The following is a 25,302-nucleotide window of genomic DNA, read 5'->3' on the forward strand; positions in this document are numbered from 1 at the left end:
TATCTATTTCAAAATTATTAGACAAAATAAACATTTTGTTTAAATAGGGTTTTATCCTTTTCTATCTTGAAATCTCTACTTTCTTTTTTGATAATGTCTCTTTCCCAAAGTTTATTAAGTAATTCTTCCATGTCTATATCAAAATCCACAAACAAATCCTCTGCCATAATTTCCTCAGCACTTAAAAACTTATCTTGTTCTCTCATATAGTTTAAAAGTAAGTTACAATTACTCTTAATACTTGAATTTATGCTTTCCTCTAAAAAGGTCATAGTTTCTTGAATTGTTTCTGCCAAGTTTGATTTTTCAAAAAATAATTTATCAACGCATTGTTTAAAATCTTCATTTAGATTCATGGCCATAGCCAGAACATCCTTACTAATCATATACCCTGATGAATTAACAAATAGCCTTGAATACTTTTCTATACATCGTATAGCAGTAGTGTAGGATGTATATATACCATTGCTCCATAAATACTTTTTACATACTCCCATATCTTTTAAAAGTTTTCCTAAAAAAAACATACCCCAACGCTCTCTATCAATATCAGGGAAAAATCTACCACCGTCAAACCTTACTGTTATATCCATATCTTTTGAGAATACTAATCTTGAAGATGAAAAAATTCTATGTATATATCCGCCCTTTAGATTGTCAGAATAAATTTGTATAAATTTTTCTTTACCCATGAGTTTAATATGAACAGGAACGTCCTTTTCTTCTGTATGTATGTCTCGAATTTTCTCGAAATTCTCTTTGACAATTACAAAAAGATCAATATCTGATTCTTCCCACAAATCTCCTGTCACCATACTTCCAAAAACCATTACTGATAAAACAGATTCATCAATTTTTATTCTATCTACTACACTATTAAAGGCCTTTTGATATTGTAAAATAGTTTTTTTCATTCACGTTACCCCCAATTTTTAATGTGCTCTAGTATCCTTAAAAGTATTTTTTTTAAATCAATATTTTGTTAATTTTAATTCTTCTATAAAAATTACAATTACTGCACTGATATATATGAACACAGAACTTATCATGGTCATTAATCTCCATATTAGCACTATAATCATCAAAATATTCTTGTATTATTCCTTTATCTGTCATTATATCACTACACTTTTCACACTTGCAAACTTTTCTTTCTAAATTATTGCAAACCGGACACACTTTTTCCATGATATTACCTCCAAATTCAATATTATATTTATTTTTACCAGTTTTCATAATAATAATCCTTAATTTCCTAGTAAATAAAATAAAAAGAATCAGGGTCAAAGTAACCTTGATTCTCTTTAATATTATAAAAAATCATTTGCAATCATACTTTGAGAGTTTCAGCATATTATCAATTTTACATTTCAATACTTTAATTAAATCTTCAGAAATTTCATTAACCCCTTCAACTAAGTTTAGGGCATCTTTTATTTTTGAACTACGTCCAAAATTTGTATTTGCCAAACTACCTGCAGCATTTGAATAACTAGTAGATGCAATAGCTAAAGAGTACAGAGTGTCTATTAGTGGTTTTACATCATTTTCAAAATATGCCTTTGCTTTAAAATCTAGTTGTAACCTATCTACTTCATATCTTAAAATATTTATGTTTACAGCTTTATCTGCCAAGGATTTAATATCAAAACAGTTTGTTGTGTCACTAGTATCAGATACTGGTTGTTGCATAGATGCATCTTCATAAATATTCTTATATTGCTGAGTAATATCATCTATAATTTTTTTTTGATATTGATTTTCATCTTGCCAAGTTGATTTTTTGTTTTTCCTATTTTCATTATCTGAATTTAATTTATCCTCTCCCATATCTACTCCTAAATCCTATGATAAATGCTATAGACCTAACACTTAATTATATAATCTAGCCACAAATTTTATTACACTTATTTGATTTTTTTAATAACACAACTTTATCCATTACAAAATATATTTCAGTTTAATCTAAGCTAAAATATATTTTTCACACTTATTGTAAACTTCATTGTCCCCTTGTACTGTCATAAGTGTTCCCTCTTCGTTGTATTCTTCTGATTCCACTTTAGAACCTCTATGCAAATATGCCACCATGGACTGATCAGTATATGGAATAAGCACATTAAATTTTTTAAGTGTATATGGAAGATCTTCACAAGCTTCTTTTAGCAACCCTTCCAAATTCGTACCATACTTAGCTGATATTTCTATGCATTTCAAATTTTTATATTTTTCTTTAATCTTTAGGATGTTTTCTTGAGAAGATTTATCAATTTTATTTAACACCAATATCATCGGCTTATCAATTGCCGCAAGTTCTGCTAAAACGGCATCTACAGCTTCTATTTGTAGCTCTGCAGTGTCTGAGGATACATCTACTATGTGCATCAATAAATCTGAATATACAACTTCTTCTAATGTAGATTTAAATGCTTCCACCAGGTCATGGGGAAGTTTTCTTATAAAACCTACAGTATCTGTTACTGCTGCCACACGATTATCAGGTAATAGCAGTGCTCTTGTTGTTACGTCTAAGGTTGCAAAGAGCATATCTGCTTCAAAGACTTTATCTTTTTGAACAGCACTTTTTAGTGAGGCTACATCGCATAATACATTTCTAAGTGTTGATTTTCCAGAATTAGTGTACCCAACTAAAGATATTTTTGAAATACTTTCGCGACTTCTCTTTTCCCTTTGTACATTTCTTGTGGTTCTTATTTTTTCTAATTCTTTATTTAAATCAAAAATACCTTCGCGTATTCTTCTTTTATCTATTTCTAATTTTTTCTCTCCAGGACCTCTTGTGCCAATTCCTGCACCTGTTCTTGAAAGCATAGTTCCAAGTCCTGTTAAACGTGGTAACCTATATTTTAATTGTGCAAGTTCAACTTGAATTTTTGCTTCCCTAGTTCTTGCTCTTCGTGCAAATATCTCTAATATTAATGTAGTCCTGTCTATAACCTTACAACCAAGCACTTCTTCCAAATTTCTAACTTGAGAGCCAGATAATTCATCATCAAAAATAACTACGTTTGCTCTTAATGCTTGCCTAATACCCGCAATTTCTTCTGCTTTACCACTACCTATGTATAAGGCTGGATCTATTTTATGTCTATTTTGCAGAATTATATCTACAGTTACTACATTACATGCCTTTGCTAGTTCCCTAAGTTCTACTAAATCCTCTTCACTTTCTATACCCACTAAGATAGCTCTTTCTACATCATCTTCAATGATTTCACTTGTCTTCATTAATTTTTCTATATGTTTAACTTTGTCTATGATATCATATTCTATTACTTTATCTATGCTTATGGGTCCTATTTCTTCTTCTACTAAAATATTATTTTCTATTCCACAAAAACCTACATTATATTTTAAGTCTTCTTTTTCTGATATTCCAATTGCCACTATACAATCTAACTTTAGTTTTACTAGTGCTGACATATCAAGAGCAGATAATCTAGAATTTCCATTTGGGTGAGTGTGTACTATTTTAACTCCTGATAACCGTCCTTCTCTTATATCAATTATAGGCAGTTCCACTGTGCTACTATCACCAATTGCCATACTAATTATTTTACCTTTTCTATCAATTGCGGCACTGACTTCTCTTTTTAAATCTTGTGTTACCTCGACTAATATATCTACTAATTCTTCAGATAAAATGCAATCTTTAGAAACTCTTATATCACAAGCAGTTTCTAATTTATTTAAAATTGAATTCTTAACACCATCAATATTTCCATATATCATCATAAATCACTCCATTCTAATAATATTTTAACAAGTTTTCTTATTCTTATACTTGACAACTATGATATAATTTTATACTATTGAGTCAATATTGTAAATATATAATGAGGGCGGGATTAACATTGGATGATAAAAAAATAAATATTCTTATATCTAAAGAACAAATTGATGAAAGAGTTGGACAACTTGGCGCAGAAATATCCAAAGATTATGATGGAAAAAAATTATATATTCTTTCATTACTCCGAGGTAGTTTTATATTTACTGCGGATCTTGTACGTCAAATCACTGTGCCTACAAAAATAGGCTTTATGACAACTTCAAGTTATGGTGCAGACGAAGAGTCAAGTGGAACAGTTAATATTATAAATGACATCCCAGATAATATTTCTGGCTTTGATGTACTAATAGTGGATGATATTGTTGATACAGGCATAACTATGAATTCCATTATGACTAGGGTTAGATCCCTTGGAGCTGCTTCTGTTAAATCTTGTGTTCTTTTAGATAAACATGAAAGAAGAAAAATTGATATAATACCAGATTATTGTTGTTTTGAAATTCCAGATCTTTTTGTTGTGGGTTATGGATTAAATTACGGAGACTATTATAGAAATATACCTTACGTATTTAATTGGGAAGCTTAAGCTTTTTTAACATCTTCCTTGCGAATTATTAACAAAATATAATTAGAAATAAAAAAAAGTACGTTTAATAACGTGCTTTTTTATATTTATGTTACTTCTCACCACTATTGCCCAATTTAAAACCTGTACCATTTAAATCTAACCCAATTGCAGTATTGGGTATTTTTCCCACTATAATAGTTTCAGCAATTGGTATTTCATTAGCTACCTCAATATCATTGCTTTTCAATGGAATAATCACTCTAACTGTGGTTTTTACTTTAACATAGATTTTATGTCTCGTTTGATTTATACCTGCACTTTCAAACTCCGAAGAATATTTAGTTTCTACAAGGCCTACGGGCTGCATTTTTATATTTATGCATGGACCATAATAAGATAAAATATTATTTCTTGTGATATAACCTATAGGGACTTTGATGCCTATATCACCCAATTTCAAGAGTTCCTTTTGTGATTCTAGAGCAACATCACAGGCTATTTTATTCATTTTTAAGGTATCTGCTTTTAGCATTACAATATTTCCCTGAGCATCTTTATCAACCCTTATAATTTCATCGTAGTTAAACTGTTTGGAATATTCGTTTATAATTGCTTTATTAACAATTTCTGTAGCTTTTGCTCTCATTTCTGCATCTGCCACAGCCATTACAGTTGGCATTATGATTTTATCAAAAATATATATGAACATTGTAAAATTTATAATAATTATGGTTATAATTAATAATACTCTAGTTTTAATCTTATTGTTAAACTTATTTCTAATATTTATTACCTCCATTTAAGGTTATATGTTATTATATGTAACTCTTTTAAGCTACAGAATTAAATAGTGTATCAAAATGGATATTTTATATTAGTATATTTATATGGTATAATATTAAAAGTTAATTCTACTTAGATAAAATAAGTTTTACAATAAGACCTGGAAATTAATAATTATAATCCGCTCCAGATAAATACGAGGAGGATATTGAATGAAAGATAAAAAAACTACTCCGAAGAAGAAGAAATCAACTGGTAAGAAAGTTTTCAAAAGCATTTTTTTAACAATTCTATCTATAGCATTAATAGCCATGGTAGCTATTGGAGGAGTAGTTGTAGCTATGGTTAAGACGGCTCCCGAATTAGATATTAATGAATTTTTAAAATTAGATGAACCCTCAACACTATATGACAATTCTCAAAAGTATATGGATGAATACATTACCTCAGAAAGAAGAACTAATATATCTATTAATAAAGTTCCAGTAGTCCTTAAGGATGCATTTATAAGTATTGAGGATTCTAGATTTGATACCCACCCTGGTATTGACATAAAAAGATTGGGTGGAGCTGTATTAAATGATATAAAAATAAAAATACACGGTAGTGGCGCGAGTCTCCAAGGCGCTTCAACTATAACTCAACAATTGGTTAAATATAGAATGTTTTTAGCAGATTCTATAGAAAACAGAACTTCTATAAAAAGAAAAGTCCAAGAAATTTCTCTTTCGCTAAAGCTAGAGAAGGTTTTGACCAAAGACCAAATTTTAGAGGCTTATATTAATACTATCTTTTTAGGCGGAAAAGCTCACGGTGTAGAAGCCGCCTCCCAGCAATATTTCGGCAAATCTGTTGGGGCTTTGTCTTTAAAACAATGTGCTTTTATTGCTAGCGCTGCACAAAATCCTAGTCTTTCTTATAATTTATCATATAAAGCATCTAAATCTAAAGAAGCTTTTGTTTCAAATAGAACAAAAGCTGTTCTTGAAAACATGCTAAAATATAATAAAATCAGCAAAGATCAATTTGATTCAGCTATGGCTGAAAATCTAGTATTTAATTTTTCAATAAAAGACGCAAATAAGATGGACTTTGAGTCCTTTTCTAGACCTGTAATCCTTCAGGTTGCTGAGGATCTAATGAAGACATTAAATATTAACAAAGAAGAGGCTTATTCCATGCTTATGTACGACGGTTTAAAAATCACTACAACTATGGATAGATCTATGCAAATTAAGTCACAGGCTATAATTGATGACCCTATTGCGTCAAATAAAAAAAACAGCTATGATTATATATTTCCTAGAGATGGTAACCTTAACCTTAAACAAGCAAATATCCAAGCTTCTTGCGTTATCATGGATTATCGTACAGGTGAAGTTAAAACTATTATAGGCGGCCGTGGCGTTGAGGGTCCTATGTCTTATAATAGAGCTGCTTCTAGTGACTTCTTAAAGGCTCCTGGCTCAAGCATTAAGCCACTAACTGTATATAGTCCAGCTATTGATTCAAAAATTGCTACAGCTTCTACAATTATTGAAGATTCACCTGTACCTGAAGAAATAGGAAAAAAATATGGTGCTCCAGGTGACCCTCCTTATAATCCTAGAAATTCTCCTGATATATATTATGGATATTTAACTCTAAGAGATTGTTTAAAGCATTCCGTTAACGTGGCTGCCGTGAAAATTGAGGATATGATTGGTCTTAAGACTGGTATTTCTTATGGCGAAAAATTCGGATTGCAATTAGATGAAACTGATAAGAGAAGTATGTCTGCTATGGCACTGGGTCAATTAGATGGTGGTAGTTATAAGGGAACTAATCCTCTCACTATGGCCGCTGCATATGGTGTTTTTGGTAACAATGGAATGAGATCTACTCCAAGATTATACACTAAAGTAGTTGATAGAAGTGGTAAAATAATACTTCAAACAAAATATGACCCAAAAACTGTTTTATCACCTCAAAGTGCTTATATAATGTATGATTTACTACAAGGACCTGTAAGTGCAGATGGTACTGGTCCAAATGCTAATTTCGGTAATATGCCTGTTAGAGGTAAAACTGGTACTTCTTCTGATTCAAAAAACTTATGGTTTGTTGGATTAACTCCTTATTATTCTGCAGCTATTTGGATTGGAACAGATGATGGAGCTAAAATTGAAGGAATGGGTAGTAATACTGCCGCCTTGCTGTGGGGAAATGTTATGAAAGAAGCCCATATCAATCTTCCAGTTAAGGAAGTAGAGCGGCCTTCTGGTATATCCGACTTTTCTGTATCAAAGGATTCTGGTGATATACCAACAGATTTAACTTATTCGGACCCAAGAGGAAATAGAGTATACTCTGAACTATTTATTGACGGAACTCAACCTACAACACTTGATAGCATCCATGTTCTGGCTAGAGTTACCAGAGGCCCTAATGGCAACTATGTTCTTGCCTCAGAGTCTACGTCACCTGGAAATATTGAAACAAGAATTTTTATAAGGAGGAGTTATCATAATGCTGCACTGTTAGACTCAGATTATGTATTACCAACAGCAGTTGATTCCTTTTCAAGTCAATTTATACCTCCTGTTACGAGTCCGCCCGTTACAAAGCCCCCTGTTACGAATCCACCAGTTACGGATCCACCAGTTACGAATCCACCAGTTACAAATCCACCCGTTACAGATCCAACGGGTGTTAATCCCCCTGTTAATACACCTTAAAACAGAAATAAAAAACTACTATCAAATTTTAATATTTGATAGTAGTTTTTTTATCCCTTAGTTTTAGGATTAAATACTAATGCCATGATATATCCAAAGAAAATTGCAGCAGTAATACCTCCCGCAGTACCTTTTATTCCTCCAGTAAATGCTCCTATAAGACCAACCTTATCTACTTCCTTCATTACGCTTTTAGCTAAACTACAGCCAAAGCCTGGCAGTGGTATACTTCCACCTGCTTTGCCATATTTTATAACCACATCATATATATTTAATGCGCCTAGTATTACTCCACCAGTTACAAATACAACTAATATTCTAGCTGGAGTTAATTTAGTAGTATCCATAAGTATCTGACCTATTACACAAATTGCACCACCCACTATAAAAGTCATAATGTAATTATTCATTCATTTATTCACCTCCAAACTCTATACAAACGGCATGTGCTATTCCAGGTATTGTTTCTCCCTGCAAAGATGAAGTAGGACTTAGGAGTGCACCTGTAGACACTAGAAGCATTCTTTTAAATTTCCCCTTTAGCATGTTTTTGTATAAATATCCTGTTGCAACCACTGCCGAACAGCCACAACCACTACCACCTGCATTTGTTCCTTGTTTTTCAGCATTGAAAATCTCCTCACCACAGTCAATATAATGCCCTTTCATATTATACTTATATTCTAAGAGTAATTCCTCTGTAAACTTTCTTCCTACCATACCTAGGTCTCCAGTAGCAATAATATCATAATCCGAGGGTTTTCTGCCCGTGTCCAAAAAGTGTTGTTTAATAGTATCCACAGCTGCTGGTGCCATGGCAACTCCCATATTATTTACATCTGTTATCCCATAGTCTTTAACTTTTCCAGTTGTAACATGTGTAACATAAGGAAAATCACCCTTTTTACCCAAAACCATTGCTCCAGCACCTGTAACCGTCCATTGTGCCGTTGGAGCTCTCTGACTTCCCATCTCTAATGGCAATCTATATTGTCTTTCAGCTGATGAGAAATGTGAAGAAGTAGCCGCTACAACATAATTAGCCATGCCTCCTTCCATTATCATTGAACCTATACTTAAAGACTCTGCCATAGTTGAACAGGCCCCATAAAGTCCTAGAAAAGGTATATTCAAATCTCTAGCTGCAAAACTTGAAGAGATTAGCTGATTTAGTAAATCTCCTGCTAGTAGATAATTTATGTCAACTTCTTTTAGTTTTGCTTTTTTTATACTCTCTGTAATAGCTGTATACAATAAACTAGTTTCAGCTTTTTCAAAACTCTCAGTTCCATTAAGATCATCTTGTAGAATTCTATCAAAATATTCTTTTAATGGCCCTTTACCTTCCTTAGGTCCCACTACATTATATGTACCAATAATTCTAGGTTTGCTTTGAATTTCTACTGTTTGAACTCCAATTCTCCTACCCATTTTTAATCACCACCTTAAAAAATAATATAAAATCCCCACAATTACAGAGGAACCAATACCATATACTAAAACAGGTCCTGCAATTGTAAACATTTTAGCCGCTACACCAAAAACAAAACCCTCTTTTTTAAATTCCATTGCTGGGGAAACAATGGAATTTGCAAACCCAGTAATTGGTACAACAGAACCTGCTCCTGCAAAATCACCTAGCTTATCATATATTCCTATGCCCGTAAGTATAGCTCCTAGAAAGACCATAACTATGGAAACATAAGTCCCTAGTTCATCACTGGGAACACCCATTCTAGAAAAAAAGTCACTAACAAATTGTCCAATTACACATATAAATCCTCCAACCCAAAAGGCATTAAAGCAATGCATAAGTAAATTAGGCTTAGGAATTTTATTAGAATTAAGATGTTCAAATTTTTTCCTTATAGTTTTTTCTTCCACTTTCATGAAATATCCTCCTTGTCCTTCTCTAAAATGGACATTATTAATTATAGTGAATTATGTTTTTAGAATATAGTTTACTACTAAGTTATTATTTGCAATTATATGATTTTTAGTCAAAAAAAATAAGAATCATTTATAGATAAACAATTTCAAAATAAAACATTGAAATTGTTTATCTATATTTCATCTTAACCACTCAATTTTTCCTTCATTATTTTCAATACTTTCTTTTCTATTCTTGATACTTGTACTTGGCTGATGCCCATCATTTTAGCTACCTGAATTTGAGTATTATCTTTAAAATACCTAAGCATAATTATTTGCCTTGATTTTGCATCCAATTTTCTAAGTGCTTCTTTAAGTGCAATTTTATCTAAAACCTCATTATCTTCTTCATATTTTTCACTTAATTTATCTATCAGCAGTACTGGTGCTCCATCATCTTGGTGTATTGTATCAAATAAATACTGCATGTTACTCGCAGACTCTAGTGCATATACTATATCTTCTTTTTCTATGTCAGAAAAAACTGACAATTCTTCAATAGTAGGATCTCTACCTAATTCTTTTGTTAGTGTCTCTTTATCATAATGTAATTTCCTTGCAGTATTTTTAACACTTCTGCTTACTTTTATAATTCCATCGTCCCTAAGAAATCTTTTGATTTCTCCCATTATCATTGGTACTGCATAGGTAGAAAATTTCACATTATACTTAGTGTCAAAATTGTTAATTGCTTTTACTAGACCAATGCATCCAATTTGGAATATATCATCATACTCGTATCCTCTATTAAGAAATTTTTTACTAATTGATGAAACCAATGGTAAATTCATCTCTACTAGTTTATCTAATGCACCTGGTTCTCCATTTCTAGCTAATTGAATGAGTTGCATATTGTCTTCATAATTATAATTATTTTTTTTAACTATTTTTTGATCCATAATATTCCACCTAACATAAAGGATTAAATATTTTTTTCATTATTATACTTGTTCCCCTACCTTTATCAGACTTTACTTCTAAGCTGTCCATAAAAGTTTCCATTACAGTAAAACCCATACCTGACCTCTCTAAGTCTGGACGGGAAGTATATAATGGTTGCATAGCAATCTTTAGATCGTCAATTCCTTTTCCGAGGTCGCTGATTATCACTGTTAATTCATTGTCATTAATAATAGCTTCTATTGTAATCATTTCTTCTTCGCTATCATATCCATGGATAATAGCATTGGTAACTGCTTCAGATACAGCAGTTTTGACATCGCTAATTTCTTCAATTGTTGGATCTAATTGCGCCGCAAATGCTGCTACTGCTACTCTTGCAAAACCTTCATTCTGGGATTTACTTAAAAATTCGATTTTAATTCTATTGTGACCCATATTAATCCCCCCACTAAATATTGTTTACAGCTTGTTCAACATCATCATATAGCATGATGATTTTAAACATTCCGGACAACTCAAACACTCTTTTTACTGAAGATTTAATGTTTGTTACACATACTTTCCCACTTCTCATATGTAACTTTTTGTATCTTCCAATAACCACTCCAATACCGGAACTATCCATAAAGGACACTCCCTCAAAATCCATAATTAATTTGTTATAGCTATTTCGGTCTAAGCGATCGTCTATCATATTCCTTACTTCTTCAGCACTATGATGGTCTAATTCTCCCGACATGTAAACAATTAATTTATCTCCATTATTTTCAAAATTTAAATGCATATTCTTCCCCCTTGAATCATTCTAAATTAGAATATTTTTTTAGTTTTGTATAAATATCATACCTTTCTTATATATTCTACCAATTACATAATTTTCCTTCTTTTTTTTATAATTTTTAAACTTTTTTTTATATTATACCCATTTGCATTCATTTAATACATTATATGATAATAATATTGTAGCATCGCAGATGATTATTGAATAAAATAAAAGAGAAAAAGATTATACTCCACGTTGTATAATCTTTTTCTCTTCTTCACTAAAGCCAAAATAATCATATAAATAATTCTCGTCTTTACCTACAAAATCTATGGTAACTGGTATACATAATTTCATTAAATTATTTGGATAGTACTCGTAAGCATCTTCACCGAGTTTTTTTGCAAAGGTCTTAAAGTAAAATTCATAGATTTTACTATTTAATAAATATAATAAGAAATCATAAGCAAAAGGTACATTTTCTTTTAATATCAATGCATATACATCCGCACTAAAATAACTTCCCTTGTCAAGAGCAAATCTATTACTACTTGCTTTAAAAGGGAAAATTATCTTTTCTGATTCAAATATATTTTGATCTCTACCCCATTGAAGTTCGTACCATTTCCTAATACCTCTTTCGCACTCTCTTCTTTTTAATAGTTTTTCCACATTTTTTTCAATATGAGCTATGGCCCTTGGATACTCATCTGGATTATTAATTAAATCTGAATATATTATGTAACTATCTCTTCTTAAAACGGAATTTTTTTCTATGTAACTACTCTTAATCCAAGGTTTTATTAAATTTACTTCAATATTTTCATTTAGGTAAGTATCATTACTTACCACAAAAGCTTTGTCACAACCCGTTATTACACCTTGATAACTATTACATATATTACTTAGATGTGTAAAACACTTTTGTTCTATTTTATTTATTATATTTCTCTGCGTCTCATCTATTAAAATCCAGCCCTTGTTATTTAATCTGTTTTTATTAAGGATAAAACTATTATATTTATTATTTCCATTTTTCAGAAATATACTATTGTAAAATTCATTTTTATTTTTACTTTTTACGGATATTGGTTTGATGATTTGAATTTCATTATCCTCATTTTGATAATTTGTTATAAATAAAATCACAGGGTCTATTCCTATATTTTTAAATGGTCTTATGCCATAAAAATCAATAATTTTGTCTATTGTGCATAATTCTTTTAATACCTTCCTTAAATCCTCTCCACTAGGTGATTCTAAAAAGTACCTAGAAGTAATAAAAGTGAGCTTTCCTCCATTTTCAAGGTCTTCTAATGCTTTTTTGAAAAAACAATAGGATAGATCCCCTTTATCACTATACACTTCACTGTATCTAACTTTCAAATGGTCTGCGTATACCTTATCTATAGATTTTTTACCCACATAAGGTGGATTGCCTATGAAAATGTCATATTTATGTTCACTTTCATATAATAAAAAATCCATATTAAAAATATTATTGCATATGCTACCCTTACTTAAATCATATAAATCTATAATAAGAATTTTTGTAGCTATATCATCAATATCAAACCCATATAAATTATGTGTTATTATATGTTCATCAAGACTTTCTAAATTTAAACCCAATCCGTTTTTTTCATTAATTATATTTAAATTATCCACATATAAATTTCTAAGAAATTTAAAACAACAAATTAATATATTTCCTGTGCCACAAGAAGGGTCCACAATCTTTATATAGGGGTTCTCTACTATCTGCCCCGCTTTTATGGTGTTTTCTATCATATAAGAAGATATGGGTTCTGGAGTGTACACTGTGCCTTTTTCTTTATTGTTTTTAATAAACTCATAATAAGCACTGCCAAAGCTTTTCTGATGTGAAAATTCTATTTCCCTTTTATAGTTTTCTAACGCAGTTATTTTAAACATATCATCTATTGGACTTAAAATAATATTATATAGTTCACATATTTTCTGTTGAAACAAATCTAGCATTTATTATCCTCCATCTATCTGCCTTGAAAGTATATTAAAATTCTTTTAAAGTATATCATAAATGCACACTATGGTGAACTGTATATCCCTTAATTTATTTTTATATGCCTAACAGTAAATAATATCTTCCTTCTGAAATGTCATAAAAAAACTGTGAACTCACAGTTTTTTTACGCTGAGAATTCACAGTTCATTATATTTACCATTAATTATCTATGCTTCTTATTTTATAAAAATATCACATACATTAAATGGGCAGAAATCCCCGCCACAAGTCCACCTATAGTATGACTTAAGATTGCCTTTCCTGTAAGCTTTCTACACTTTAAGCTATCCATCATTGCTACGTGTGTGCTTAGGTAACCACTCCAACACATTCCCATAGCTGTAAATACAGCAATTTCATTTCCGCCTATAAGCTTTTGCTTTAATAAATCTGGCACTAAGCTGATAGCAGCTCCTACAGCACCTAGTGATGTAATTGGGAAAGCAATAGCTTCTGCATGTTCAAATCCAAACAGTGGTTTAAGTATAAAAGAGAACTTTTCACCTATCCAAGGTAAAACTTTAACACCTTCATTCGCTGCTCCAGTATATAAACCTGTATCAGCGGTTCCATTTGTTAACATAAGAACGGTTGTACAAATTATTAAAACGCCCGGTATTATAGCTAGTCCCATTTCAACTCCTGATTTTCCACCTTCTAGTAAAGCCTCAAGAAGTCTTGCGGTTACACTACCTTCTCTAACCTCTCTGTGAGTTAACATATCAAAATCTACTGTGCCTTCTGATGTGCACATTTCTTCTTTCCCATAAACCTTTTTAGTATGCCCAATCATAAATCTTACACTAACTATACTTCCTATAACCGCAGCAATATTTCCAATTATAGCAGGTGCAATAAAACTTTCACCTATGGTGGATTTTTGACCTATCATAAATGTAGTAACAATAAGGCCCATCCCAAATGATGTGCCTAAATTTGTTAGTGCTGGAAGTTGATACTTTTTAAAATACCTTCTAAACCCTTTATCCTGAGCTAAAGTTATAATTGCTGGATTATCAGATAAATAAGTTGTAATAATACCAAGGGCTGCTGCTCCTGGCAAATCATAAAGAGGCTTCATCAATGGAGATAATACCTTATTAATAATTGCTATTACCCCAAACTCTGAAAGCATTGAGGCAATAGCTCCTGCTACAACAGCAATTGCCATTATGTAAAATACTACTTTAATGAGCAAATCGTAAGCTGTATTCATTAAAGTACTAAACATATTTGCAGTTCCCATTTTTTTACCTATTAACATAAAAAATAATATAAATAAAAATAAACATAAAAATCCTTCTAGTCCAATTGCTTCTTTTGTCTTGGTCTTATATTTCATTCAAAACTCCCAAAAATAGTATTTTTTAAAAAATTTACATGCTTTCATCTACAACAGATAGTATTTCGTCACGTTTTGTTCTTCCTTGTTTTACTAATTCATTGCATCTTTCAGTAATCTCTTGTTTATAAGTTTCATCTTTTATACTAGAAAGATTTATTTTAACATTTAAAATTGCACTTTCAATGGATGCTTGAAGCATTAAAGCTGACACGCCAGCATCTGAAATTGCATTTTTGTTACCTAACCTGGCTGCTATTTTAACATACTCATATATTTTGTATGATTCTTCTGCAACACTTAGTGGGATTTCCAATGCTTTTTGATATCCTTCTTGGATTTTAGCACTTCTTATTTTCTTTTCGTCCGCACTTTCCTTTGGAAGTTTAAAAGCTGACATGAGAATTAAAAAAACCTCTGTATCTTTGTTCATTAGATCTAAAAATTTATCCTTATGTTTAAGGCATTCCTCGAGGTTCTTGTCAACAAGCATTTTATCTTCATCGCTATATTCATTGTATGCCTTCTTACCTACAGTTAAATTGAACACCATAGCACCTAAAGCACTGGCCAGCGATGCTCCAAGGGCTGCAACACTTCCACCTCCTGGCGCAGGTGAATTTGAACCTAACTCATTAATAAATTCTCTTACAGTTTTTTCATCTAACATTTTATATTCTCCTTTCTCAAAACACAAATATATAAAGTGGATATTATAGGAATTGGATATTTTTTCAAGGTGTTAATAATGCCTATTACATTATTAATCATTAGTTACCCATTGTCAATGCATGATTAATATTATTTAATTTTTTACAACAATTTTTCCGTTTTTTATTACTGTATCGATAGCATTGGCACCAAAATGATATATTAGGTAATTTAAGTTTTTACTATTAAATATAGCGATATCAGCTTTTTTACCTACTTCAATGCTTCCAATTTCACTTTCGCGATTAATGGCACAAGCCGCATTTATTGTCATTGCATTGATAATCTCTTCTGGGAACAGTTTCATTCCAAAGCAAGCAAAGGTCATAACTGTCTGTAATGATTCTGTAGGCGAGGTGCCAGGATTACAATCTGTAGCTAGGGATACAGCCACACCTTCTTCTATCATTTTTCTAGCTCTAGCAAAATGATTTAACATCAAATAGAAGGAAGTCGATGGTAATAGTACAGCCACCACATCATTTTCTGCTAACGCCTTTATGCCTTCGTCTGAAGCTGCAACTAAATGCTCTGCTGATGTAGCTTTTAGTTCCCCTGCAAGTTCTGCAGCTTTTACTGTTTCAACTTCATCTGCATGGATTTTTATGTTTAACCCAAATTTTTTCCCAGCTGTTAAAATCCGTCTGCATTCTTCTACTGAAAATACGCCTTTCTCACAAAAACAATCAATAAACTCTGCAAGTTTATTTTCGCTTACATATGGAATCATATTATTAATTATTTCTCCAATATAGGCTTCTCTATCGCTTTTGTATTCCTTTGGCAACGCATGTGCTGCCATAAATGTAGATACTACATCTATAGGATGAGTTTCATTTAAAATTTTGTTTACCTCTAAAATTTTAACCTCTGTTTGTAAATCAAGACCATATCCTGATTTGCTTTCAACAGTAGTAGTACCATGCTTAAGCATTATATCAAGCCTTTTTCTACTTTCTTCTACAAGTTGATCTATTTTAATATTTCTAGTGTTTTCAACGGTACTTAGTATTCCCCCACCACTATTTAATATTTCAATATATCCAACTTTATTTAGCTTTAATGGCAATTCATTTTCCCTTGAACCAGCGTATACAACATGGGTATGTGGATCTATAAGCCCAGGTGTAACAGTTTTCCCTTCTCCATCAATAACTGTGCACTCACTAGTTAGATATTCTTTGTATCCCTCTCCTTCTCCTACTGCTTTTATTTTGTCATTTTCAATGACTAAATAGCCATTTTTTTTAATTTTAGCATCTTTAAATTCTTCACGTTTTTTTCTATAGCTTCCTTCGCAAGTAACTAGGCATCCAATATTTTTTATTATAATATCCAATATACTTTCCTCCATTTTATATAAACTGTAATAACCATGCTATTACAGTTTATATGTAGTAAATTTCAAATTTTATTCCCAAATTCTCTTTTCTAAAATTTGATCCATTGAAAAATTCTCTATTTGTAAATAGTATTCTGCGCATTGAATTAGTGCTTCCATTGGCACTAGTCCAATAACTTCACTTCCGATTACAGGAACACCATAACGTTTTGCTTCCATCTTAACCATTTCAAAAGCTCTATAAACTGCTGTTTTTTCATAATTAACTAAATTCATAGATACTTGAGCTACGTTTCTATCCTCAAGTTTTACGCCCATAGCTTTTACAAATCTTAAACCTCCACCAAGGTTTCTAACAGTTTTAGCAATTTTATCAGCAATTTCGATGTTATCAGTACCTAAATTTACATTAAAAGCTACTAGTGGTACTCTTGCTCCAATTGCAACGCAACCACCCTTTACATTGACTTCAGCTTTGCCGTAATCAGGTGCCCATTTATCTTCTTTGATTTTTTCGAAAAATCCTTCATATTGTCCTTTTCTAACTACAGCTAAATTTTCTCTATGAGGTGCTGATGCTGCCTTTTCATATAGATATACTGGCACATCAAATTTACTAGCTATTTCAGTACCTACTCTCTTAGCTAGTGCAACACATTCGTCCATAGTTACCTCACTAATTGGTACAAAAGGAACTACATCTAGTGCTCCCATTCTAGGATGTGCACCTTGTTGAAGGGTCATATCAATATTTTCATAAACTTTTGCTGCCATGTCTAAAATAACTTGTTCTACTCTTTCTGGTGTTCCAAAGAAAGTAACAACAGTTCTATTATGATCACTATCTGATGAATAATCCAGTAGCTTTATTCCTTCTGCGTTTCTAACTGCATCAACTATTTTTTCAATTACTACTTTATTTCTTCCTTCACTAAAATTAGGTATACATTCAACTATTCTTGCCATTTTATTTTCCCCCTAAAGTTTATTTTTTATTATAATTTAGCTATTGTAATTTAAACTATTACCTTTACCTTTTGTTCTACGCTTTCCACTATTGATCCATCTGCAATTAAATTAGTAACTTTGTCGAGTTCAATATACATAACCACATCTCTTTCAATAAACTGTACTTTTTCTCTAACCACTTTATAAGCTTCCTTTGTACCTACCCCTAAAGTATAGCCTTCTCTAAAGTCTATAGCCTGGCAGGATGCCAAAATCTCAGTTGCTAAAACTCGTTGAACATTTTCAATAATATCTCTGCCTTTTCTAGCTGCTATAGTTCCCATACTTACATGATCTTCTTGATTTGCAGATGAGGGAATAGAGTCAACAGATGCTGGATGTGCTAAAATTTTATTTTCAGACACTAAGGCTGCCGCTGCATATTGAGTTATCATAAATCCTGAATTTAAACCGCCCTCTTTTACTAAAAAAGCTGGTAAATCATTTAGTTGGTAATTAATAAGTCTCTCTAGTCTTCTTTCTGAAATACTAGCCATTTCAGCCATTGCTATTCCTAAAAAGTCAAAACTTATTGCCATAGGTTGTCCATGAAAATTACCTCCAGAGATAACATCCCCTTCTTCTGTAACTATTGGATTATCCGTAACGGAGTTAATTTCAATTTCCACCTTACTTTTAATATACTCTAATGCATCTTTGCTTGCACCATGAACCTGAGGTACACATCTTAGTGAGTAAGCATCTTGTACTCTTATCTCTCCTTGAGAGGTTATAAATGTACTTCCCTCTGTTAGGTTTAAAATGTTTTTAGCAGTTTGCATTTGACCTCTGTGTGGTCTTAAAATATGTATTCTCGGATCAAAAGCATCTCTTATACCTCTAAGTGCTTCTAAACTTAATGCCGCTGCAATGTCACTTATTTTCAATAAATTAATACTATCATATACAGCTAGTGCTCCCACTGCAGTCATAACTTGTGTTCCATTTATAAGTGCCAAACCTTCTTTAGCTGTAAGCTCTACTATTTCTAAGCCTGCCTTTTCCATTGCTATTTTTCCAGGTAAAATTTCGCCATTAAATTCTGCAGATCCTTCTCCAAGCATTGGCAAAACCATATGAGACAGTGGTGCTAAATCTCCTGAGGCTCCAAGTGATCCCTTTTCAGGAATTACTGGATTTATTCCTTTATTAATCATTTCTATTAATGTTTTTAGTGTACTTAGTCTTATTCCAGAATACCCTTTTGCAAGAGCATTTGCTCTGAGTAACATTATAGTTTTTACAATTTCATTTGAAAAACTTTTTCCAGTTCCACAAGCATGAGAAATTATCAGATTCCTTTGTAATTTCTTGCAATCCTCTCCGGATATTGTTACATCACTAAATTTACCAAACCCTGTGGTAATACCATAAATAACTTTATTGTTATCTACTATTTCATCTACAATATTTCTAGATTTAATAACCCTTTCTTCTGCCTCTTTAGTTAATTCCACCCTGTATCCTTTTCTTGCAACTTTCACTATTTGCTCTAAAGTAAGATCATTTCCATTAATTTGTATCACTGTCATATATTTTCCCTCCAGCTTTTATAATTTAGTTAGTAGTATTAATATTCTTTATGTACCTCCAATAACCCTCTTTAAAATTCATATTGAATATTACGAATATTGTTAATTCGTTAATGTATTACTAGGGTAAACTGTTACACATTAAGATATAAATCTATCAAAATAGAAACGCAAAGGGTTTAAAACTCTAATTATTCTCTTGTTAATATCACTACAGATGATACAATCATTATACTTCCAATGATAATCCTAACTGATATAGATTCCCCTAAAACTATTATTCCTAGAGTTAATGCAACAATAGGTTCAATAGTACTAAAAATTGAAGCCTTGGAAGGACCTATTATTCTAACACCTTCTAAAAATGCCATTAGTGCTACCGCTGTGGATATTAATGATAATAATAAAATTGCCACAAGCGCATAAAAAGAAATATGCATATCAAAATTTCCAGTAGTGATTGCTGCCATAAACATGAAGGCAGCAGATGCACAGGATATATAAAAGGTTAAGACATAACTGTTTATAACCCTAAATTCCTTATGAGATGCACCTAACACATACAATGAATACATTACTGCAGCTATACCTGCCAGTATTATCCCTATTAAATTAAAGCTAGCACTTCCTCTATCAATTAAAATATAGATACCTATTGTAGAAATAATTAAGGATATGATTTTTCTAGGATACATTTTTTCCTTATAAAACACATAGGAAAATAAAGTAACTATAGCAGGGTATGTATAGAAAATCATAGTTGCCATTCCAATACTTATATAATTATAAGAGATAAATAGACTTGTAGACGTAAATGCAAAGCCGAAAACCCCTATTATTATTACTAAAAATAATTGCTTTCTAGTTATTTTTAAAGATATCCTTTTAGATTTCAAATAATACAAAAGCATAATTGCTGCGAAAAAGAACCTAAGGAATAATGTAGTATATGCATTTGCACCTCCCCTATATGATAACTTTGCAAGGATTGGCATAAGTCCAAAGGAAATAGCAGATAAAATAATAAATAAAATTCCTTTTGTTTTTTCCATAGTAATCTCCCTTACGTTCAAATTATATAAATAGCAATTTAATAGCTTCTAAATTGTATCACCTTTATGTAAGTTTTTCATCATTTATGTATAAATAATAGCGCTAAGTTTCTACTGTTTCTGTGTTCATAAATTTCACCTACCTTTATATTATTTTTAAGATTAGAAAGAGGACTGTTAAAGTCCTCTTAATTGCTGTACAATTATTGATTTGATACGATAGATTATTAACTTTTATTTATTAATCTATCATATTCATTTAGTAGATCATCTAGCTTTTGGCTAAGCACTACTAATTCTGGGTCAGTTAACTTTTCTTTTTCATTCATTAACTGATGCATTAAAGCTCTGAGTTCTTCAATTTTTTGTGTTATTTCTTTCAATTGTGTCATAATATCCCTCCTTCCACTAACAATTGTAGTGAAAGTAGGATTATGATTGTATATAATTGCAAATAGCTTCAAGACATCTCCATTTTAATGTATTATAAAAGACACTCTTACGAATGCCCTTGGTTGTGTCGTGTCTTACTATCGTTAATTTTTTTGATAGCACTCCCGCCTGGGTAATAGTGGAAATTACTAGTGCTTTTATCTAACAATTTTGACTATAAAGCATTCGAGCGCGATCGCAATCTATTGATATATTTAAAGGTATTTCTAAAAAATAAGATTCTCTTTTATTAATAATTTTATATTTTATTAAGCCTTTCTTTTGCAAGTTCCTTTTGTGTTTTTAAAAATTCTTCATATTTACTTTTATCCTCTTCGGAATCCTGATATCCAATTAAGTTATACAAACTTCCACTCACGTTAATTTTATCATTCTTTAAATCAAATATAATTTTTGACACTTCCGTATTCATATAATAAGTTAATTCAACTATTTGATTTTCTTTGTCTAATTTTGTATATTCAGATTTTATATTTGTCATTGTTTCATCTCCATTCATTCATTATATTTTTATTATTCTTATAATCTTTTATTCTATACCTTTTCTTAAGATAAAATAAAAAGCACCTAAATTAAATATAATTGTATATGATCTAGTAACACCCCACCTGTAGACTTCAATTCCTTATGCCGGACCTCGACACTTCACATACCCTACACTTAGATTAAGTTACACCCATTAGCGTAGTAGGAGGTCACCACGGATGCGACTATGCGAACAAGAAAAAAGAACTCCATCTAAACAAGTAGAAGTTATTTTAGAAAAATTTATAGAAGATTATAAAAAATAAATAATAGATAAACTAAAACACCTAAACTATTAATCTAGGTGTTTAGTTTATCTATTATTTTGTTGGTATGACTAGCTTATGGCTACAATGCTTATGTGTAGCTCTGCATTTGCAGCTATAGGGTCTTTAACTATTACTTTAAATACGTTTATTTTGATCTACTCACTTTCAGTGTTCTAACTTTCAGTTTTCTCAGAATAAGGATTATCCCAAGAATTCATAAATACAAAATCCTTCATATCTTTTTTATCATTATGCTCTTTACTTTCAACAATTTCTCCAATAGGAGTTATGGCAACTACTTTATAATTTTTTGGAATTGATAATGTATTTTTAATAAGCTCTTCATTAATTGCAGCAATCCAACAAGTTCCATAGCCCTCATTTGTAGCGGCTAAAACAAAATGTTCCATAGCTATTGCACTGTCCACTAAATAATACTCTTTATTTTCTACTTCACCAGAATTATCTGGATTTGCAACTACAACAGCTGTCATTGGAGCCTCTAGTATTGACTGTGCTGCTGAACTATCCTTATTCATTATAGCTTTAGAAATTTGTTCTAGTTCACTTTTTTCATCAACTAGAATAAATTTGTAAGAAGTCTTATTTTTCCATGAAGGTGACATCATGGCAGCATTAATCATTCTAGCTAATTTTTCTGCATTTATGGGGGTATTCTTAAATTTTTTAATACTTTCTCTTGATTTGACTACATCATAAAATTGCATATACTCACACTCCTTTAATTTTAGTATGTGTAATTATTGCATAATTAATGTAGCTATTTTTTTGCAATTTTTTGCTTGAAAACATCCAATAAATACATAGACTCTTTGATTTTTAAAAGGTTTGTTAAATAAAAATAGAATATCATCCCTAGGATTGAGCATAGAAGTAAAATCATCGCATTAACTATAAAAGTTGGTGCCAAGTACATTATAAATATTTTTTTAATAAAGTATACTACAACGCCCATAATAATAGATGCTATAGATATTTTCCATACCGTTTTAATCATTGAATTAAAATCAATTCCCTTAAATTTCTTATTCATTTGAATTAGTAACATCAAAGTAATAACTACAGATGAAATTGATGATGATAATGTAAGTCCTGGTACTGACATATACCTGTACAAAATAGCACTAAGAATAATATTTATTACAACACCAACCACACTATAAATCATTGGTGTTTTAGTGTCCTTTGCAGAGTAAAATGCTCTATTTAATATGTCTCGAACCCCATAAGCTATCATAGTTGGCGAATAGAATATTAATGCCGTAGAAACTAATTTAACATTACCTATGGTAAATTTCCCTCTTAAGAACAATACACTAATTAATGGTTCTCTTAATATCACTATTGCAATTGCTGCAGGTATCATAACTAAATTTATTATATTAATTGATTTAACTAAGGATTTCTTATACTCACCATAATTATTTTGAACTATAAATGTAGAAAGTATTGGATATATTATCATTGAAACTGCTACAGCAAAAACCTCATATGTAAGTAATGTTACCTTATTTGCAGCTTCAAGAATTGAAGTAGCTCCTTCATATAAGCTCATGGCAAAAGATCTATTTATAAATAAATTAAATTGCATGGTTGCAGTACTGATTATAATTGGCATCATTAATAATAACATTTTTTGGAGGTCTTTATTTTTAAAATCCACTTCTATTTTATACCTGTACCCTAGCTTTTTAAACTTTGGCACATTAATCACGAATTGTACAAAGAAGGCAAGTACCGTTGTAATTGCAAAGCCTGTAAGACCAAATCTATCTACAAATAAGCTTAAATAAATTATGTATATTAAATTTGATGCTGCCGCCATGGCCGAGGGAATAGATATTTCTTTATGAGCTTGAAGTGCCCCTGCCACAATGCCTCCAAGTGGTAAAAATAGCACTGATAAGAACATTATTCTTAGTATTTTTACGGTTTGGTTAAATATAATTGGATCCTTTGATAAATTATTCGCAAAAAAATACACTATATAATAAGAACATAATATACCAATTACTGTAATAATTACAGTTAATATCATGGAAACATTAGTCACATTATTTACAAAACTATTTCTCTCACTTAACTCTTTTGTCTCAATGTATTCCGTAAGAATTGGTATTATAGTTGTACTAAGTCCATAGCCTAAACTAGTAAAGAGAAATACCACACCAAAGCACCATACATATACATCTGTTGCATAAGAAGTTCCAAATTTAGAAAACATTAAGCTATCTCGTACTATAGCTAGCACCTTTCCAAGTATTACAAACAGCATTACAATCATTGAACTTTTTAAAACTTTGTTCTCTTTCATCCTACACTCCATTTTTTATAAATTTGTAGATTATCATTCCACAACTCTTTATTATTAATTTTAATAAAAAGAAATTATATTAAAAAGCACACTATTTATTTTTTAGTATGCTCTTATAAATTCTAAAATAATTTTCCCAAAACTTTTCTATAGTAAATTCTTTTACAACAATGCTATATAAATTATCACCTTTTGCATTTAAATTATTCACATCTAAATACGCTATTTTCATAGCTTCGTAAATATTTCCATTGCTTTGGTTTTCTATTTTATATCCGCTATTTTCATCTAATATGGACTCTAAGTCTCCTACCTCAGTATAAATCAAAGTTTTTCCTACAATTCCTGATTCTAAAACAGTTAATGGCGGTGCTCCACCCTCACTTAAAGAAGCCAAAACACTAACATTAGAACAATTTATATAGTCTATGGGATTTATTACATTTCCAGTCATAATAACTTTGCTTTCTAGTTTTAATTCCACTATTAACTTCTCTAATTCCAGTCTAAGCTCCCCATCACCAACTAAAATCAATTTTACATCTTGGAATTCAAGCATTAATTTACTAAATGCCAGTAGTACTTCCCTATGGTTTTTTATAGGATGCAATCTTGCAACCATAACATATACAAAATCCTTTTGGTTTAATTTTAAATCATTTCGCATATCTTGGGCTGAGGTCACAACAGTAATTTTTTTTATATCTATACCATTGTTTACAACTGCCTTGCTCCCCGTAAACTTTTTTTCTTCTAATAATTTCTTTAAGTTATTTGATACACAAATATAATTATTAAAGCTTTTTAACCCCCTAATACTAAGAGGAGTAAAAATAAAATATTTTACTTTATTATTAAGAAAATCATATCTAAAATCACTGTGAATTACAGCTACTGTAGGCACATTTAATTTTCTTTTTAAAATTAGATGCATTAAAAATGGTTTCGCACCATGGAAATTCACTATATTTATAGAGTTGTGGTTTATATAATGGATTAGCTCCCTATTGTTAAGCTTATTTGTAAAAAGTTTAAAGCTAACACCTATAGTTTTAGCTTTTGAGTAAAGTGGACCTTCTCCCACACAACCAATTATGTTTTCAAAATTTTCATTACATTTATTGCATATGTTTAATACGTGGTTTCCACCCCCACCATTATCATTACCAGATATGATATGTAAAACTTTAATGTGGATCCCCTCCT

At 31.0% G+C, this 25,302-nt stretch carries 25 protein-coding genes; 2 read left to right on the top strand and 23 right to left on the bottom strand.

Annotation, left to right across the window (positions count from 1 at the left end; genetic code table 11):
- Positions 1–17 precede the first annotated feature (17 nt).
- From G9F71_RS13665 to hflX, 4 genes are all read right to left on the bottom strand, one after another.
- Complete coding sequence (locus G9F71_RS13665; protein ID WP_164951445.1) at positions 18–914, bottom strand: nucleotidyltransferase domain-containing protein; 897 nt, start codon at positions 912–914, stop codon at positions 18–20.
- A 52-nt stretch (positions 915–966) separates the two neighbouring features.
- On the bottom strand, positions 967–1,188 hold the full coding sequence (locus G9F71_RS13670; RefSeq protein ID WP_164951444.1) for a hypothetical protein: 222 nt from the start codon (positions 1,186–1,188) through the stop codon (positions 967–969).
- Positions 1,189–1,320: 132 nt separating this feature from the next.
- On the bottom strand, positions 1,321–1,830 hold the full coding sequence (locus tag G9F71_RS13675) for a hypothetical protein (protein ID WP_164951443.1): 510 nt from the start codon (positions 1,828–1,830) through the stop codon (positions 1,321–1,323).
- A gap of 135 nt (positions 1,831–1,965) precedes the next feature.
- On the bottom strand, positions 1,966–3,753 hold the full coding sequence (hflX, locus tag G9F71_RS13680) for a GTPase HflX (protein ID WP_164951483.1): 1,788 nt from the start codon (positions 3,751–3,753) through the stop codon (positions 1,966–1,968).
- 122 nt (positions 3,754–3,875) lie between these two features.
- Here hflX and hpt point away from each other — a divergent pair, with 122 nt between their 5' ends.
- A complete protein-coding gene (gene hpt / locus G9F71_RS13685) occupies positions 3,876–4,400 on the top strand; it encodes a hypoxanthine phosphoribosyltransferase (RefSeq protein WP_125003160.1) in 525 nt (174 codons plus the stop codon).
- A gap of 91 nt (positions 4,401–4,491) precedes the next feature.
- Here the strand turns inward: hpt and yunB are convergent, their stop codons facing one another.
- Entirely contained in the window at positions 4,492–5,181 is a 690-nt protein-coding gene (gene yunB / locus G9F71_RS13690) for a sporulation protein YunB (RefSeq protein ID WP_125003157.1), read from the bottom strand.
- 196 nt (positions 5,182–5,377) lie between these two features.
- On the opposite strand from yunB, the gene G9F71_RS13695 reads away from it, so the two are divergent.
- A complete protein-coding gene (locus tag G9F71_RS13695; RefSeq protein ID WP_164951442.1) occupies positions 5,378–7,882 on the top strand; it encodes a transglycosylase domain-containing protein in 2,505 nt (834 codons plus the stop codon).
- A 50-nt stretch (positions 7,883–7,932) separates the two neighbouring features.
- Here the strand turns inward: G9F71_RS13695 and spoVAE are convergent, their stop codons facing one another.
- The 18 genes from spoVAE to G9F71_RS27595 all read right to left on the bottom strand — a co-directional run bounded on the left by spoVAE (position 7,933) and on the right by G9F71_RS27595 (position 25,294).
- The gene (gene spoVAE, locus G9F71_RS13700; RefSeq protein ID WP_164943502.1) at positions 7,933–8,292 is read right to left on the bottom strand and encodes a stage V sporulation protein AE; all 360 of its coding nucleotides are present in this window, start codon (positions 8,290–8,292) and stop codon (positions 7,933–7,935) included.
- Between the two features lie 4 nt (positions 8,293–8,296).
- A complete protein-coding gene (gene spoVAD / locus G9F71_RS13705; RefSeq protein WP_164943503.1) occupies positions 8,297–9,313 on the bottom strand; it encodes a stage V sporulation protein AD in 1,017 nt (338 codons plus the stop codon).
- A gap of 6 nt (positions 9,314–9,319) precedes the next feature.
- Complete coding sequence (gene spoVAC, locus G9F71_RS13710; RefSeq protein WP_125003150.1) at positions 9,320–9,772, bottom strand: stage V sporulation protein AC; 453 nt, start codon at positions 9,770–9,772, stop codon at positions 9,320–9,322.
- A 185-nt stretch (positions 9,773–9,957) separates the two neighbouring features.
- Entirely contained in the window at positions 9,958–10,713 is a 756-nt protein-coding gene (sigF, locus tag G9F71_RS13715) for an RNA polymerase sporulation sigma factor SigF (RefSeq protein WP_164951441.1), read from the bottom strand.
- Between the two features lie 10 nt (positions 10,714–10,723).
- Positions 10,724–11,152 carry an anti-sigma F factor gene (spoIIAB, locus tag G9F71_RS13720; RefSeq protein WP_164943506.1) on the bottom strand — a complete coding sequence of 143 codons (429 nt, stop codon included), beginning with the start codon at positions 11,150–11,152 and terminating at the stop codon, positions 10,724–10,726.
- A 13-nt stretch (positions 11,153–11,165) separates the two neighbouring features.
- A complete protein-coding gene (gene spoIIAA / locus G9F71_RS13725) occupies positions 11,166–11,501 on the bottom strand; it encodes an anti-sigma F factor antagonist (protein WP_125003144.1) in 336 nt (111 codons plus the stop codon).
- A 222-nt stretch (positions 11,502–11,723) separates the two neighbouring features.
- Entirely contained in the window at positions 11,724–13,481 is a 1,758-nt protein-coding gene (locus G9F71_RS13730; RefSeq protein ID WP_164951440.1) for an Eco57I restriction-modification methylase domain-containing protein, read from the bottom strand.
- Positions 13,482–13,708: 227 nt separating this feature from the next.
- The gene (locus G9F71_RS13735; RefSeq protein ID WP_164951439.1) at positions 13,709–14,869 is read right to left on the bottom strand and encodes a nucleoside recognition domain-containing protein; all 1,161 of its coding nucleotides are present in this window, start codon (positions 14,867–14,869) and stop codon (positions 13,709–13,711) included.
- Positions 14,870–14,903: 34 nt separating this feature from the next.
- Positions 14,904–15,539, bottom strand: a complete 636-nt coding sequence (locus tag G9F71_RS13740; protein ID WP_164951438.1) for a cyclodeaminase/cyclohydrolase family protein — start codon at positions 15,537–15,539, stop codon at positions 14,904–14,906.
- Between the two features lie 135 nt (positions 15,540–15,674).
- The gene (hutI, locus tag G9F71_RS13745; protein WP_164951482.1) at positions 15,675–16,913 is read right to left on the bottom strand and encodes an imidazolonepropionase; all 1,239 of its coding nucleotides are present in this window, start codon (positions 16,911–16,913) and stop codon (positions 15,675–15,677) included.
- Positions 16,914–16,991: 78 nt separating this feature from the next.
- A complete protein-coding gene (gene ftcD, locus G9F71_RS13750) occupies positions 16,992–17,888 on the bottom strand; it encodes a glutamate formimidoyltransferase (protein ID WP_164943508.1) in 897 nt (298 codons plus the stop codon).
- Between the two features lie 50 nt (positions 17,889–17,938).
- Entirely contained in the window at positions 17,939–19,462 is a 1,524-nt protein-coding gene (gene hutH / locus G9F71_RS13755) for a histidine ammonia-lyase (RefSeq protein WP_164943509.1), read from the bottom strand.
- Positions 19,463–19,653: 191 nt separating this feature from the next.
- Entirely contained in the window at positions 19,654–20,514 is an 861-nt protein-coding gene (locus tag G9F71_RS13760) for a DMT family transporter (protein WP_164951437.1), read from the bottom strand.
- Positions 20,515–20,741: 227 nt separating this feature from the next.
- A complete protein-coding gene (locus tag G9F71_RS13765; RefSeq protein ID WP_164951436.1) occupies positions 20,742–20,906 on the bottom strand; it encodes an aspartyl-phosphate phosphatase Spo0E family protein in 165 nt (54 codons plus the stop codon).
- Positions 20,907–21,205: 299 nt separating this feature from the next.
- Complete coding sequence (locus G9F71_RS13770; protein ID WP_164951435.1) at positions 21,206–21,448, bottom strand: hypothetical protein; 243 nt, start codon at positions 21,446–21,448, stop codon at positions 21,206–21,208.
- A gap of 486 nt (positions 21,449–21,934) precedes the next feature.
- Positions 21,935–22,489, bottom strand: coding sequence for a nitroreductase family protein (locus G9F71_RS13775; protein ID WP_164951434.1), 555 nt, complete (start codon positions 22,487–22,489; stop codon positions 21,935–21,937).
- 53 nt (positions 22,490–22,542) lie between these two features.
- Positions 22,543–24,096, bottom strand: a complete 1,554-nt coding sequence (gene murJ, locus G9F71_RS13780; RefSeq protein ID WP_164951433.1) for a murein biosynthesis integral membrane protein MurJ — start codon at positions 24,094–24,096, stop codon at positions 22,543–22,545.
- Positions 24,097–24,187: 91 nt separating this feature from the next.
- The gene (locus tag G9F71_RS27595; protein ID WP_411956138.1) at positions 24,188–25,294 is read right to left on the bottom strand and encodes a glycosyltransferase; all 1,107 of its coding nucleotides are present in this window, start codon (positions 25,292–25,294) and stop codon (positions 24,188–24,190) included.
- Positions 25,295–25,302 lie beyond the last annotated feature (8 nt).

This window comes from Clostridium sp. FP2, from assembly GCF_011065955.2.
In the GTDB taxonomy this organism is placed as follows: Bacteria; Bacillota; Clostridia; order Clostridiales; family Clostridiaceae; genus Clostridium_AD; species Clostridium_AD tagluense.